The organism is Streptomonospora nanhaiensis (genome assembly GCF_013410565.1).
Lineage (GTDB): Bacteria > Actinomycetota > Actinomycetes > Streptosporangiales > Streptosporangiaceae > Streptomonospora > Streptomonospora nanhaiensis.
Window position 1 is genome coordinate 4836218 of sequence record NZ_JACCFO010000001.1, and the last position, 14628, is coordinate 4850845.

The window sequence follows — 14628 nt, forward strand, 5'->3', positions numbered from 1 at the left end:
TGCTGAGCCCAATGAGACGGCCACGGCGGGACGGGAGTCTTTGATGAACAACGGTTTGCCCGACCCCGGTGAGGCGGGTTTGAGTTTCGGGCAGCGGCTCAAATTCACGCGGACTCGCCGGGGAATGACACGGGAAGTGCTGGCGGGACTCGTGGGGAAATCCGCTTCCTGGGTGAAAGCCGTCGAGAACGGGCGGTTGGGTACGCCGAAACTGTCTGTTCTGCTGCGGCTGGCCGAGGTTCTGCGGGTGCGGGACCTCGCGGAGCTGACCGGGGACCAGCGGATGCCGGTGGACCTGTTCACCGGGCCGGGGCACGCGCGGCTGGCGGCGGTGCGCGCGGCCGTCAACTCCGTTCCTCTGGCTGATCCGCGCACCGCTCCGCCGCCAGCCCATATCCGGGCGCGGCTGGACAGCGCGTGGCGCGCCCGGCACGCGGCGCCGAACCACCGCGAGGTGATCGGCGCGCTGCTCCCGGACCTCATCGCCGACGCCCAGGCGGCGGCGCGGCAGGAGCAGAGCCGGGAGCAATGGAGGTCGGCGCAGGCGCTCCTCGCCGAGGTCTACGCGCTCGCCCAGTTCTTTCTCGCCTACCAGCCCGCCCAGGACCTGCTGTGGCGGGTCGCCGAGCGCGGCATGGTCGCCGCGCAGGACTCGGGCGACCCGCACGCGATCGGGGTGGCGGCCTGGCTGATGGCCCAGGCGCACCGCGACTCCGGCGACTGGGACGCCGCCGATCAGGTCACGGCGCGCACAGCCGATGAGCTGGCCCGGCGGCTGCCCGACGCCGACCACGACGTCCTGGCCGTATGGGGCGCTCTCACCTTCGAGGCCGGGTACACGGCCGCACGGCGGGGCGAGGCCGGCACGGCGTGGGGCCGCTGGGACACCGCCGCCGCCGTGGCCGGGCGCCTGCCCGCCGACTACTACCACCCGGTGACCTCGTTCTCGCGGGTGATCATGGGAGCCCACGCCGTCACGGTCGCCGTGGAGTTGCGTGCCGGAGGAGAGTCCGTCCGCCAGGCCACCCGGGCCGCAGGCGACGCCATCCCCTCACGCCCGCGCCGCGCCCGGCACGCCATCGAACAGGCGCGCGCGTTCCACCTCGACAACCAGCCCGAAACCGCCATGTCGGTCCTCCAATCCGCCCACGACGCGGCCCCGGAGACCATTCGCTACAACGGCTACGCCCGCCGCATCATCCTCGAAGAACTCGACGCCGCATCTCCCCAGCGCCGCAACCGCGCCGCCGAACTCGCCGAAAAGTCCGGCGTGCTTGTCTAGGCCCCTGGTCAGCAATTCCCGCAGGGCGCGGATTTCGCTCAATGCGCTCCCTTGGCCGTATTCCGATATTCGGCGTGGACGGTTTCCAGTACTTCGGCGACCTCGGGGACGTCGTGGAAGGGGTGGAGGGCGGTGAGGACGGCGCGGCCGCGTCGGGACGTGCGGTGGCTGCCGAGGTTCGCCGACATCGCGAGCATCCGGCGGGCCACGGCGGCGGCCTCCTCGGGTTCGTTGGCGTCGGCGTAGGCCACGGCCAGCCAGGACAGGTACAGGGCGTGCTCGCGGGTGTGGGTGGTGTCGTAGCGGGCCAGCACCTCGGTGAGTAGCGGCACCGCCCGCAGGGGGCGGCGGAGTTCGGTGTGGACGCGGGCCGCCATGATCTGGAGTTCGCCCTCGTCCACCCAGTACAGCCAGGCGGGTTCGGCCTCGTCGCGGTGCCGGGCCAGGGCTGACTCGGCCTCGCCGAGCGCGCGCATGGCGCCCTGGGCGTCGCCGGTCATGGTCCGCGCCCAGGCGACGCGGTCCCAGAAGAGCGCCCGCGCCCGGGGCGGCGCCGCCGGTCCGGCCTCGGCGAGTGCGGCTTCGGCGAGCGCCACGCCCTCGGACTCGCGTCCGTTGTTGCTCCACTGGTAGGCGAGGCACCCGGCGATCTGCGCGGCCAGAGCCGCGTCACCGGCCTGGCGCGCGGCCGCGATCCCCAGCCGGTAGACGCGTTCGGCCACCCCCTGCCGCCCCGCGTCCGAGGCGATCCACCCGGCAATCTGCGCGAGTTCGCCCAACGGAACGAGAAAAGACCTTTCGGCCGTTTCGCTCGAAAAGCCGTTCTCGGTGCGCCGCACCGCAGTTTTCAACTCCCGCAGCGCGGGCCGTATCAGGTCCTTTCCAGGAAGCACGTCATCGGCCAACCGCAGCGCGTGCACCCTGCTGCTGAGGTCATCGGCGTCACCGCCGCCAAGGCGACCGCGCGGAGGGCACAGTTGCCGTTGCCGCGCCTTGCCACGCGGAAAGAAGTCGTCGAGTGCGGCCGACTTCTCCTTGGCAGAGGCGATGGACCGTTCGAGTTCGGTCCGGGGGATCTGCAAGACGGTGGCCAGGTGCGGTAGCCAGAACTTGGGGATCCGGCGTCCGGACTCCCACCGGTACACCTCCTGGCGCGTGACTGTCGGTCGTCCGGACGCGGCACACAGTTCCTGCGCCAGCCGTGCCTGCGTCCACCCGAACCCGGCCCTCTGGCGCTTCAGCAGCGCGGGCAACGTCTCCGCCATAAACCAATGGTGGCCTACAGAGTGGCCTACAGGAAGGCAGCTCCATAAACACGCGGGGAAAAGGACAGTGGACGTCGAAGACCCCGGCGAGTGCGCGAACACCCCCGGGGCGTGGCCACCAGCTAAACAGGAGCTGATGACGTGAACGACATTATCCGCCCGCCGCGTCGGCGGGCGAATCGGGTACGAGGTTACATTTCTCCGATCGCGCCGCGTATGGCCGTAACGGACGTCGACCGGTTGGTGCATCTGGTGCGGCTGGTCCTCCGGATGGCGGCGGTGATCGGGCGATGACCGCCGCGCACGGCTCCGCCGACCGTCCGGGCCGTGGTGCGGGTGAAGACCCGCTGCTGGTTCTCCTGCGGCGGCGCTACGGGCAGACCTGGTCGATCCGGCGGACGGCGCACCTGTGGATCGCCACGGCCCTGGATCCCGACTGCGACCACGCTCCGACGCTGGTGCAGCCCGACGTGGAGACCTTCGTGCGCGAACTGGAGGAGCCGCCCGCGCGGGCGTGCCGGCCCGGTCGGGCGTCGCTGCTGAGCGCCGGGTGGTTCGCCGACAACGTCGAGCGGGTCGGTGGCGACGGGGCCTGTGTGGACCTTCGGCCGCCGATGACGTGACCGGGGGCGGGAGCGGCCCGGGGGTCGCTCCCGCCCTGATGGCGTTTATGGGGTTTATGGCATTTCGGTCAGGCGGAGTGGGCCGGTTCGGGGAGGGCGGCGGGCTCGGGGGCGGCCGAGTGCTCGGGGTCGGCGATGTGGGGGAGGAGGCGGCTGGGGGTGCCGACGTAGGAGATGTACAGGGCGTCGCGGGCGCGGGTGCAGGCCACGAAGAGGAGGTTGCGCTCCTGCTGGTAGATCTGCTCCAGGGCCACCGGGTCGCCCTCGGCGGAGTCGATCGCGGCCTTGGGCGGCAGCAGGGGCTCGCTCATGCCCACGATGCCCACGCAGCGGAACTCCTGGCCCTTGAGCTTGTGCATGGTGCCCACCCGCACCGCCTGGACGTCGTCGGTGGAGTCCAGCGGGGCGGTGGGGATCCCGCGCGCCTGGAGTTCCTTGGTGATGTGGCGGACGATCCACTGGTTGCGCCCGGCCACCGCGATCGAGGAGGGCGCGGCGCCCGCCTCCAGCCACACCCGCACCCAGTCGCCCAGCGCGGTGCGCTCCTCCAGCCGCGAGGAGCAGCCGCGCACCACCGGCTCGGGTCCGTGCAGCAGCGAGCGGTAGCCGGCGAGGGTGTCGGCGTTGTCGTCCATGCCGATCGCGGAGTGGCGGCCCAGCACCGGCATGGCCCAGCTCAGGATCTCCTGGGTGACGCGGTAGCTGACGCGCAGCCGGTGGCTGCGGCCCCGGACGTTGACGCCCAGGGACGCCAGCGACACCCGGTTCTCGTAGATGCGCTGGTGGGGGTCGCCCACGATGAACAGGTCGTCGGGACCGTGCGGAACGGCGGCCCGCAGCATCCGCCAGTGCGCCGGGTGGAGGTCCTGGGCCTCGTCCACGACGATGTGGCGGTAGCGGGTGCCGGTGCGCGCGAGGATCCGTGCGGCCTCCAGCGCCACCTGCGGGTAGGACCACTCCCCGGCGACCTCCATGGCGCCGGTGTAGCGCTGGATCGCCTCCCACACGTGCGCCCGGTGCTCGGGCGCCAGGTGCAGCACCCGGCCGCTGCGCTCGCAGCGGATGTAGTCGGGCAGCCGGGTGATGTTCTGGGCCAGGATCACCTGCTCCCACTCGTCGGCGAGGAACCGCCCGGAGTAGGGCAGGCCGTCGGCGCGGGCGGACTCCCGCCAGCGCTCGGCGATGGTGTCGCTGCCCAGGGTCTCGGGGCTGCGCCCGGTGTGCTCGTGCACCACCGAGCGCGCCAGGCTGTCGATGGTCGTGACCTCGACCCGGCTGCGCGGCTCCTCGTCGGGCAGCAGACGGTCGAGCTGCTGGGACAGCGTGTGCGCCAGCAGCCGGTTGAAGGTGGTGAGCAGGACGGTGCGCCGGTGCTCGCCGGGGTGGCGCGCGGCGTCGCGGTTGGCGAGGTGGGCGGCGCGGTGCAGCGCGAGCACGGTCTTGCCGGTGCCCGGGCCGCCGGTGATCTGGGCGGATCCGGCGAAGCGGGCGTCGACGATGCGGTGCTGGCGCGGGTGGAGCGTGATCTGCCAGTCGGCGAAGGACTTGCCGAGGTCGGCCGCGAGTTCGTCGGGGCCGGTGACCTCGGGCAGCCGGGGCAGGGGGTCGGTCTCGACCAGTTCGACCGCCGGGGCGGGCGCGGGCGCCGGGAGCTCGTGCGCGAAGGCCACCGCCTCGTCGTGCGGGCGGATGGCCACCAGCCAGTCGGAGTCCTGGTCGCCGGGCGCGACGACCCCCGCCCACTCGGGCGCGACGGGCAGGAGGCGGATGCGGGGGTCGGACGCGTCGGCGACGGGTTCGAGACGGTCGTGTTCGCCGGCCGTGTACGCCTGCACGGCCGAGAGCGCTGCGGCCTGGATGCCGTGGTCGAGACGGGAGAACTCGGTGAGGAAGGTCGGGGAGATCGCGAGCTTGGGCACGTCCTGTGTTCCTCCGATTCGCGTTCCTGGCCGGGGGTCGAGAGGGGCGGCGGCTGGTCCCACCAGCACGTTCACTCCTAGTCATGCTCGCGGCGGAATTTGGGCAAACGCCGCGCACAACCCGATTCCGGTCGGGTTGCGGTGGTGTTTTCCGGGGTGTGTTCGCGCTGGTCAGAGCGATTTTTCGACGGTGTTTTCGAGCGCGGGGGCCGCCGCCGCCGATATCGGTGCGGCGGGGCCGCCCCAGAGGCGAGAGTCCGGTGGCCGGAAGTTCGGTTAGGGGGTGACCGAAAAGGAGGCCCATGGGGCGGGTTCGCCTCTGGTCAGCGCGAGAGCCGCGACGGACACCAGAGGCCCGAACGCGCGAGCGGGATGACCGTTATCGGCCGAATGTTCGCATGGCGCCGGGCGCGGGGGCACCGTCGGGCCGGGCGGCCGTCACGCGCCGTGTCCGGGGGCGGCGCGCCGGGAAGGCTTGCGGGGGCAGGGGCCGGCCGGTGGCGGCCGTTTGTGCGGTCTCGGAGCCCGCGTGGTGGGGTCATCCGATGACGGTGGCCCCCGGAGCGCGGAATCCACCGCTTCACCCGGAGGCCGCCCCGGCGGCCGAGTCAGGCGGGGAATCGGCTAGGCGGACTCGGGCGCCACACCGCCGGTGTGGACGCGGACCGAGCCGGTGCCGCCCATGACGCACCACGTGGACTCCAGCACCTGGGACAGCGGCAGGAACTCCCGCTGGGCGGGGGTGCTGATCTCGTTGGGGCAGTCCAGGGCGGCGAACACGCACCAGCCCTTGCCGGCCACGCGGCAGGCCCAGGCGCGCAGTTCGCCGGGAAGTTCGGCTGGGGGTTCGGCGTCGGCTTCGAGGGTGACGCCGCGCCGGTCGGCCTCGCGCTGCATCACGCGGGCCGCGTGCTCGGCCAGGGTCAGGTGTCCCACCGTCTGCTCCCACTCCTCAACCGCGCCGGCGCCGATGCGCGCGGCGGTCGGCCGTAGCTTCTCAAGGATGCGCCGCATGCGCGAACGCACCTGCGGGCGAGCCCCTTGCATGGTGGCATGTGCGCGCGGCCGGGGGCGCCGGATCGGCGGGATGGCCGCCGTCGCGGCGCGCCCGGCGGGACCGGGCGGCCGCGTGCGGAGCGAGGAGGGTCCTCGGGCGGCCCGGAGGCGCCCGCCGGTTCACGAGCGCACACGGGTGGTTCTCGGACGCTCGGGGGGGCGGGGGCCGGAAAAGGCGCCGCGACGCCGGAGGCGGCGCGGTGCGGCGGGGGAGGCCGAGGTTCCTACCGGGGTCCGTCCCACCCCGGCAGGGGCCTCGGCCGTCCCCCTGCCGGGCGCCGGGCCGTGCCCGGCCTCCCGGTTCCTCCGCGGGTGCCGCGCGGGGGCGGCAGGGGGACCCCGATCCGGAGGAATCGGCTCCGAGTGCGGAATTGCTTTCGCCGCGGCGGTGGCACCGTGCCAATTGGCGACCAATCATCGCATGCGCAACGGAAAGAGGTGGAGCGTTCCGATGGTCTTGTTTTGCTTACCCGGCACCGCTTTCCATGGTGCTGGGCGCCTGTGGGGTGGTGTTCCGGGTCGGCGGGGTCCGGCGTCCGGCACGGGCCGCCCGCGGCACGCCGGACCTACCATGAGATCGGAGCGGAGGTCGCATGGAAGCCAACGGCAACGGCACGAGCCCTGACCACCCCGCCCGCGGCATGCGGGCGTCCGACCGCGACCGCGACGCCGTGGCCAGGATCCTCCAGGACGCCGCCGGCGAGGGCCGGATCACCCTGGAGGAGCTGGAGGAGCGGCTGGACCGCACCTACCGCGCGCGCACCTACGCCGACCTGGAGCCCATCACCGCCGACCTGCCGGGCGACCGCGTGGTGCCGCCCCCGGTCGGGCTCGCACCGCGGCCCCGCGCCAACCGACCCCAGGCCGACGCCCCGCTGGTCATGCGGGCCAAGGCCGGCACCATCGCCCGCCGGGGCAACTGGTACGTGCCGCGCCGGGTGGAGGTCAGCAACCCCTACGGCGACATCCGCCTGGACTTCCGCCAGGCCACCCTGCTCAGCGACGTGATCCACATCGAGGTGCACGGCCCGTGGGGCCAGACCAAGATCATCCTGCCCGAGAGCGCCACCGCGCGGGCAAAGGTCGACACCTCGTGGTTCGGCAGCCTTGACAGCGAGGTGCCCGAGGTCCCGGCCCCGCCCGCGCCGCACTTCCGGATCACCGGCAGTGTCAAGGGCGGCTCGCTCAAGGTGCGGTACCGGCGGCGGCTGGACGACTGGACGGCCTGGAGCGACTGGGGGTAGCGGGCGGCCGGAGGCGCGGCAGGCCGGGGCCGCGGGCGCGGAGGCGGCCGGAGGGGCGCGAAGGACTCGGCCCGCCGAAGCGGGCGATGCGCCCCGGCGGGGCTTGCGGCCGGACGGGCCGGGCATCCCGTGGCGCGGGCGCGGCGCGGACTCCGGATCAGTCGGTGCGCTGGATGCCCAGGGCGGTGGCCATCAGTTCGGATTCGGGGAACCGGTGCGGATCCAGCCGGACCTCGACCGCCACCCCGGGCTCGTCGGACCAGAAGGCCAGCCCGCCCCCGTGGAAGCCGGGATCGCCGCCGTGCTGGAAGCTGGTGAGCCGCCATTCGGCGGGATCGCGTTCGTGGTACTCGGTCAGGAACGCCCGCACCGCCGCGAGGTCGGTCAGCCGCTCCCCGCGCATGACGTTGACCTTGAGGTCGACGCTGTAGCCGCCCTCGGGCAGCGGGCGCTCCCACACCCGCGAGGCGAACGCGACGTCCTCCCACTCGGTGTGGAAGTCGGTGACCTGTTCACCCGTGCCCTCGGGCAGATGGCCAACGGCGAAGCCTGACAGGTCCTGCATGGCGGCCTCCGGAGCGGGATCGGCGGACGGCGGCGGAGCGAGAACGGCGAGCAGCGCGGCGGACAGTACCAGGGTGGGCACACCCATGGCGCACCTCCAGGGCGAAGGGTGCCGGCCGCCCCGGACGGACGACCGGTCTGCTTCCATGCTGGAAGCGGCGCACCCGCCGCGCCACACGCATCACTTCCCTGTGGACAGCCCGCCTCACACCTTCAGCGCGGCCGCGTACCACCCGCCCTGCTCGGCGGCCAGTTCCGCGTGCGTGCCATGCTGGACGACCCGCCCCCCGGCCACCACGTAGATGTCGTCCACCCGGTCCAGGCCCGCCATGTCGTGGGTGATGAGGAGCGTGGAGTACCCCTCCGCCGCCGCCAGGAGGTCGGCCACCACCGCGTCGCGGGTGTCGGGATCGAGGTGGGCCGTGGGCTCGTCCAGCACCAGCACGCGCGGCGCCGCGAGCAGCGCCCGCGCGAGCGCCAGCCGCTGGCGCATGCCGCCGCTCAGCCGCAGCCCGTGCGAGCCGACCTCGGTGTCCAGCCCCTGGGGCATCGCCCGCACCTCGCCGGCCAGCCGCGCCCGCTCCAGCGCCTCCCACAGCCGGCCGTCGTCGGCGCCCGGCGCCGCCAGCCGCAGGTTCTCCCGCACCGTGCTGGCGAAGATGTGGGGGTCCTGCGGCACCCCGGTGACCACCGCCCGCACCGCGTCGGCGGGATGGCCGGTGATGTCGGCCCCGCCCAGCTCCACGGTCCCGGAGTCGGGATCGCGGAAGCGCAGCAGGACGGCGGCCAGCGTGCTCTTGCCCGCGCCGCTGGGGCCCACCACCGCCACCGTGCGCCCGGCGGGGATGTCGATGTCCACCCCGTCCAGCGCCCAAGGCTCCTCGGGGCCGTAGCGCACCCGCAGCGACCGCACCCGCAGCCCGGTGTCGGCCCCGACGGGCAGCGCCGCGCCGTCCGCGCCGTCCGGCCCGCCGTGGGCGGCGGCGCTCCGGGGCGGTGCGATCGAGGGCGGGGTGTCCAGGACGTCGAACAGCCGCTCGCCGCCCGCCCGGATCGCGCCCAGCCGAGCCGCCACCGCCGGCAGCGGCGCCACGACCTCGAACGCCGCCAGCGCGGTCAGGACCAGCACCGCCAGGGAGATCGAGCTGAGGGACCCGCCCTCCACGGCCGCCACGCCCAGCACCAGCGTGCCCCACACCGTCAGCCCCGTGATGAGGGCCGTGGCCCCGGCCCCGAACCCCAGCAGGGCCGCGTCGCGCCGCGCGATGCGGGTCAGCTCGGCGTCGGCGTCGGTGACCCGCCGCACCGCGCGGTCCATCGCGCCGTAGGCCACCAGGTCCGGCGCGCCGTAGAGCGTGTCCACCAGCGCCGTGGACAGCTCCCCGCGCGCCGCCGCCTGGCGCCGCCCGGGCCGCCGCCCCAGCGCCGCCGCGACCAGCGGGACCGCCAGCCCGGCCAGCACCAGGCCCAGGCCCAGCAGCAGCCCGCCGGGCACCAGCAGCACCGTGCAGAACACCACGGTGGCCCCGCCGGTGACCACGGCCACCAGCGGCGGTGTCAGCCCGCGCACGAGCAGATCCTGGGTGGCGTCGGTGTCGCTGACCAGCCGCGACACCAGGTCACCCGAGCGGAACCGGCGCACCGGCTCGGTGCGCGCCAACCGCTCGTAGACCCGCACCCGCACGTCGGCCAGGGTGCGGAACGCGGCGTCGTGGGTGACCAGGCGCTCAAGGTAGCGGGTGACGCCGCGCGAGACGCCGAGGGCGCGGGTGGCCACGACGGCGACGCTGAGGGCCGTGATGGGCGGGTGCTCGGCCGCGCGGGCGATGAGCCAGGCGGCCACGCTGAGCAGGGCCACCCCGGACCCGGCGGCCAGCGCCCCCAGCAGGACGCCGAGGGCGAACCGGGTGGTGCGCGGGCGCGCGAGCGCGATCATCCGCCACAGCGGGTCGCGGCCGGGAGCGGGCGGGTGGGTGGACGGGGCGGTCACGACAGCACCCCCGTTTCGACGTGCCCGGCGTGCACGGCCACGACCTCGTCCACGGCGTCGGCCCAGTGGGCGTCGTGGGCGACGACCACCCCCGTGCGCTCGGCCAGCAGCCGCCGCACGGCGACGCGGACGGCGGCGGCGTTGTCGGGGTCGAGGTGGGCGGTGGGTTCGTCCAGGAGGACGACGGGGGCGTCGCGCAGGAACGCGCGGGCGACGGCGATGCGCTGCCGCTGGCCGGCGGACAGGCGGGCGCCGCGCTCGCCGAGGCGGGTGTCGTAGCCCTGGGGCAGCGCCCGGATGAACGCGTCGGCCTCGGCGAGTTCGGCGGCCCGGCGCACGGCGTCCATGCCGGCGTCGGGGTCGCCGAGGCGGATGTTGCCGGCGACGGTGTCGTCGAAGAGGTAGGGCGACTGCGGCACCCACGCGATGCGCCGGCGCCACTGATCGGGCGGCACGTCGTCCAGAGGGGTCCAGCCCTCCGGCGTGTCCGGAGCGCCGGGCTCGCGGATCAGGACGCGGCCCGAGGTCGGCTCCAGGAACCGCAGCAGCAGGGACAGCAGCGTGCTCTTGCCCGAGCCGCTGGGGCCCATCAGCAGGACGGACCGTCCGGGCGCGATCACCAGGTCGGCGCGGTCGAGGGCCGGGATGTCACGGCCGGGATAGGTCAGTGTCACCTGATCGAGGCGAATCCAGGGAGCGGTGGAGGTGCCCTCGGGGGAGCGGGAAGGCGCCGGGGGAGGGGCGGCCGGGTGGGGGGCTTCGCCGTCGCCCACTCCGCTCGCTCGTCGCCTCTCCAGCGTTGTGTTTTCTTGGAGCGATCGGCTTCTCGCTCCGCTTTGCGGGCGCTGCTGGTCGGCTTCGCTTTCGACAGCGCCCACTCCGCTCGCTCGTCGCCTCTCCAGCGTTGTGTTTTCTTGGAGCGATCGGCTTCTCGCTCCGCTTTGCGGGCGCTGCTGGTCGGCTTCGCTTTCGACAGCGCCCACTCCGCTCGCTCGTCGCCTCTCCAGCTCCGTGAACACCTGCTCCGCGGCCGCCACCCCCTCCATGCTCGCGTGGAAGCGGGCGCCGACCTCGCGGAGCGGCAGGTAGGCCTCCGGAGCCAGGATGAGCACCAGCAGGGCCGTCTGGAAGTCCAGCATCCCGTACATCAGCCGGATGCCGATCTCCACCGCCACCAGCGCCACCGCCAGCGTCGACAGGAGTTCCAGCACGAACGCCGACAGGAACGCCACCCGCAGCGTCGACATGGTGGTGCGCCGGTGCTCGTCGGTGATCCGCCGGATGATGGCCGCCTGCGCCTTGGCCCGGCGGAAGATCGCCAGCGTGGGCAGACCCTCCACCACGTCCAGGAAGTGGCCGCCGAGCCGGTTGAGCAGCTGCCACTGCCGCTGCGTGCGCGCCTGGGTGTGCCAGCCCACCAGCGCCATGAAGATCGGGATCAGCGGGAGCGTGACCGCGATGACGATGGCCGAGATCCAGTCCGCCCCCGCCACGACCACCAGGACGGCGACGGGGACGAGCACCGCCAGCACCAGCTGCGGGAGATACCGGGCGAAGTAATCATCCAGCGCATCGAGGCCACGGGTGGCGAGTGTGACCAGTTCTCCGGCGCGTGGGGTGCTCGTCCCCTCTTCGGAACCGGCCTGCCCTGACAACCAGACCGCTTCCGCCCCCGAGGACCCCCTGGGCCTCCGGGCGTCTGTTGAATCCTGTGGTGCGCCCCCGCCATGAGTGCCAACGTCCGCACCGCCCGATTCCGTTCCCGTGACGTGCGCGACAAGCCTGCGCCGCAGCTCCGACTTCGCCTTGGCCGCCGACCGCAGGGCCGCCGTCTCCGCCGCGTAGGCCACCGCCGCACGCCCCACGGCCACCGCCGCCACCGCCGAGACGGCCCACGACAGCTCGGCGGCCCCCGCGCCCTCGGCCGCGCCGGAGATCACGTGCGACAGCAGCCACGCCTGCGCCAGCACGAACCCGGTGACCGCCACTCCGCTGACCACGGTTACGGCGAGGTACACCCGGACGGATCGCGCCGTCCGTATCAGCCGGGGATCGAGGGGCTTCATGGGCTGGTCCGTTTCTCGTCGGGGTGGGGAGGGCCGCCGCGCGGCGGCGCCGGGCCTCAGCCGGCGGCGCCGGCGCCCGCGTCGGCCGCCGTCCCCGGGGCCGTGTGAGAGCCACCATAGGCGGGGGCCGGTTCGATGTGCTCCCGGCTCACCCGCTTGCGGAACACCCAGTAGCTCCACGCCTGGTAGGCGATGACCAGCGGCAGGAAGACCACCGCCACCCACGTCATCACCGTCAGCGCGTAGTCGGCCGACGAGGCGTTGGCGATCGTGAGGCTGTGGGCGGGGTCGGTCGTGGACGGCAGCACGTCGGGGAACAGCGAGCCGAACAGGACCACCGCCGTGGCGCCGATGGTCAGCGCCGTCGCGGTGAACGACCAGCCCTCGCGCCCGCCCGCGACCAGCGGCACCGCCGCCACCAGCGCGGCGGCGGCCACGGCCGCCACCGGCCAGGTCCAGGCGGCGCCGTAGGCCAGTTGGGTCCAGGCCAGGAACGCCACCGCCGCGGGCACGGCCACCACGGCCGAGCGCAGCGCCGCGGCCCGGGCCCGCGCCCGCACCGGTCCCGCCGTCTTGAGGGTGAGGAACACGGCGCCGTGCAGGGCGAACAGCGTCAGCGTCGTCAGGCCGCCCAGCACCGCGTAGGGGCTGAGGAGGTCGGCGGGTCCGGCCGAGACGATCCCGTCAGCGTCCATCGGCACCCCGCGCACGATGTTGGCGAGGATGAGGCCCCAGAGCACGGCCGGCGCGGCGCTGCCGAAGACGATGGCGCGGTCCCACCACGCCCGCCAGCGCGCGGTGTCGCCCTTGCCGCGGTACTCGAAGGCCACCCCGCGCACGATGAGCGCGACCAGGATGACCAGCACCGGCAGGTAGAAGCCGCTGAAGACCGAGGCGTACCAGGCGGGGAACGCGGCGAACATCGCGCCCACCGCCGTGATCAGCCAGACCTCGTTGCCGTCCCAGACCGGGCCGATGGCGTTGATCATGACCCGCCGGTCGGTGTTGTCCTTGCCGATGACCGGCAGCAGCATCCCGACGCCGAAGTCGAACCCCTCGAGGACGAGGTAGCCGACCCACAGCACCGCGATGGCGATGAACCAGACGAGGGGAAGCAGTTCCATGCTCGGCTCCTAGTAGACGAAGGCCGGAACGGGGGCGTCGGCGGCGGGGCCCTCCTCGTCGTCGTCCCGGTCGGGGACCACATGGGAGGGGCCGGCCTTGATGTAGCGCCACAGCAGCCCGGCCTCCACGACCGCCAGCACGCCGTAGATCGCGGTGAAGGTGGCCAGGGAGAACGCCACCGTGCCCAGGCTGACCCCGGGGGAGACGCTGGCGGCGGTGAGCAGTTCGCCGTGGACGGTCCAGGGCTGGCGGCCCATCTCGGTGAGGATCCAGCCCAGGATGTTGGCGGCCAGGGCGGCGGGCAGCGACAGCACGGCCGCGTAGTAGAACCAGCGCGTGCGGGGCAGCTCCCGGCGCCGGGTGAGCCACAGGCCCAGCGCCGACACCGCCACGCTGAACAGCCCCAGCCCGATCATCAGCCGGAAGGACCAGTACAGGACGAAGACGTTGGGGATGTAGTCGCCCTCGCCGTAGAGGCGCTCGTACTCGGCCTGGAGGTCGTTCATGCCGTGCACGGTGCCGTCGATGTCGCCGGTGGCCAGGAAGCTGAGCACGTGGGGCACGGTGACGTCGATGACGTTGAGCCGCTCCTCGGTGTCGCCGACGGCGAACGTCGAGAACGGCGCGCCCTCCTCGGTCTCCCAGTGGGCCTCGGCCGCGGCCAGCTTCATCGGCTCGTAGGCGGCGGCGAGCTTGGCCTGGTGGTCACCGGAGTAGACGGCCAGCACGCCGGCGAGCAGGGTGACGACCATGCCGGTGCGCAGCGTGGCGCGGAACAGCTCCCGCTCACGTCCCGCCTTGCCTTCGGCGGCCGCGGCGCGGGTGCGCCAGATCTTGTAGGCGCTCACCGCGGCGACGAACATCCCCGCCGTGATGAAGGCGGCCGAGACGACGTGCAGGTAGGTGGACCACGCCTGGTTGTTGCTGAGCACCGCCCAGATGTCGGTGAGCTGCGCGCGCCCGGTCTCGGGGTCGCGAGTGTAGCCGACCGGGTGGCGCATCCAGGCGTTGGCCGCCAGGATGAAGTAGGCCGACAGGTTGGTGCCGATGGCCGCCGCCCAGATGCAGGCCAGGTGGACCTTGCGGGGCAGCTTGTCCCAGCCGAAGATCCACAGTCCGATGAAGGTCGACTCCAGGAAGAACGCGAGCAGCGCCTCCATGGCCAGCGGCGCGCCGAACACGTCGCCGACGAACCGCGAGTACTCGCTCCAGTTCATGCCGAACTGGAACTCCTGCACGATCCCGGTCACCACGCCCATGGCGAAGTTGATGAGGAACAGCTTGCCGAAGAACTTGGTGGCCTGGAGGTACTGGTGCTTCCCGGTGCGGTACCACGCCGTCTGCAGCGACGCGACGATGACGGACAGGCCGATCGTCAGTGGCACGAATAGGAAGTGGTAGATCGTCGTGATACCGAACTGCCACCGTGCGAGATCCAGAGCGTCCATGCCCGCCTCTCCAACCGCCTAAGAGTCATCGACGACTCGTAGTACT

Annotated in this window: 11 protein-coding genes; 3 read left to right on the plus strand and 8 right to left on the minus strand. The window is 73.2% G+C overall.

Annotated elements, in window-relative coordinates; genetic code table 11:
* Positions 1 to 43: 43 nt before the first annotated feature.
* A complete protein-coding gene (locus HNR12_RS21485) occupies positions 44 to 1282 on the plus strand; it encodes a helix-turn-helix domain-containing protein (RefSeq protein WP_179769266.1) in 1239 nt (412 codons plus the stop codon).
* Between the two features lie 38 nt (positions 1283 to 1320).
* On the opposite strand, the gene HNR12_RS21490 is transcribed toward HNR12_RS21485, so the two are convergent.
* Entirely contained in the window at positions 1321 to 2547 is a 1227-nt protein-coding gene (locus HNR12_RS21490; protein WP_179769267.1) for a helix-turn-helix transcriptional regulator, read from the minus strand.
* 290 nt (positions 2548 to 2837) lie between these two features.
* Between HNR12_RS21490 and HNR12_RS21495 the strand changes: the two genes are divergently transcribed.
* Entirely contained in the window at positions 2838 to 3170 is a 333-nt protein-coding gene (locus HNR12_RS21495; protein WP_179769268.1) for a hypothetical protein, read from the plus strand.
* Between the two features lie 68 nt (positions 3171 to 3238).
* On the opposite strand, the gene HNR12_RS21500 is transcribed toward HNR12_RS21495, so the two are convergent.
* Both HNR12_RS21500 and HNR12_RS21505 read right to left on the minus strand, forming a co-directional pair.
* The gene (locus tag HNR12_RS21500) at positions 3239 to 5089 is read right to left on the minus strand and encodes a UvrD-helicase domain-containing protein (protein WP_179769269.1); all 1851 of its coding nucleotides are present in this window, start codon (positions 5087 to 5089) and stop codon (positions 3239 to 3241) included.
* Positions 5090 to 5713: 624 nt separating this feature from the next.
* A complete protein-coding gene (locus HNR12_RS21505) occupies positions 5714 to 6103 on the minus strand; it encodes a hypothetical protein (protein WP_179769270.1) in 390 nt (129 codons plus the stop codon).
* Positions 6104 to 6738: 635 nt separating this feature from the next.
* Here HNR12_RS21505 and HNR12_RS21510 point away from each other — a divergent pair.
* Positions 6739 to 7389: a DUF1707 SHOCT-like domain-containing protein gene (locus HNR12_RS21510; RefSeq protein WP_246425145.1), complete on the plus strand. Its 651-nt coding sequence runs from the start codon at positions 6739 to 6741 to the stop codon at positions 7387 to 7389.
* A 157-nt stretch (positions 7390 to 7546) separates the two neighbouring features.
* On the opposite strand, the gene HNR12_RS21515 is transcribed toward HNR12_RS21510, so the two are convergent.
* The 5 genes from HNR12_RS21515 to HNR12_RS21535 all read right to left on the minus strand — a co-directional run bounded on the left by HNR12_RS21515 (position 7547) and on the right by HNR12_RS21535 (position 14582).
* Positions 7547 to 8041, minus strand: coding sequence for a hypothetical protein (locus HNR12_RS21515; protein ID WP_179769271.1), 495 nt, complete (start codon positions 8039 to 8041; stop codon positions 7547 to 7549).
* Positions 8042 to 8158: 117 nt separating this feature from the next.
* Complete coding sequence (gene cydC / locus HNR12_RS21520; protein WP_179770802.1) at positions 8159 to 9889, minus strand: thiol reductant ABC exporter subunit CydC; 1731 nt, start codon at positions 9887 to 9889, stop codon at positions 8159 to 8161.
* Between the two features lie 50 nt (positions 9890 to 9939).
* Positions 9940 to 12009, minus strand: coding sequence for an ABC transporter ATP-binding protein/permease (locus HNR12_RS28665; RefSeq protein WP_246425146.1), 2070 nt, complete (start codon positions 12007 to 12009; stop codon positions 9940 to 9942).
* Between the two features lie 56 nt (positions 12010 to 12065).
* A complete protein-coding gene (gene cydB / locus HNR12_RS21530; RefSeq protein WP_179769272.1) occupies positions 12066 to 13133 on the minus strand; it encodes a cytochrome d ubiquinol oxidase subunit II in 1068 nt (355 codons plus the stop codon).
* Between the two features lie 9 nt (positions 13134 to 13142).
* Positions 13143 to 14582 carry a cytochrome ubiquinol oxidase subunit I gene (locus HNR12_RS21535; RefSeq protein WP_179769273.1) on the minus strand — a complete coding sequence of 480 codons (1440 nt, stop codon included), beginning with the start codon at positions 14580 to 14582 and terminating at the stop codon, positions 13143 to 13145.
* Between the last annotated feature and the right edge of the window lie 46 nt (positions 14583 to 14628).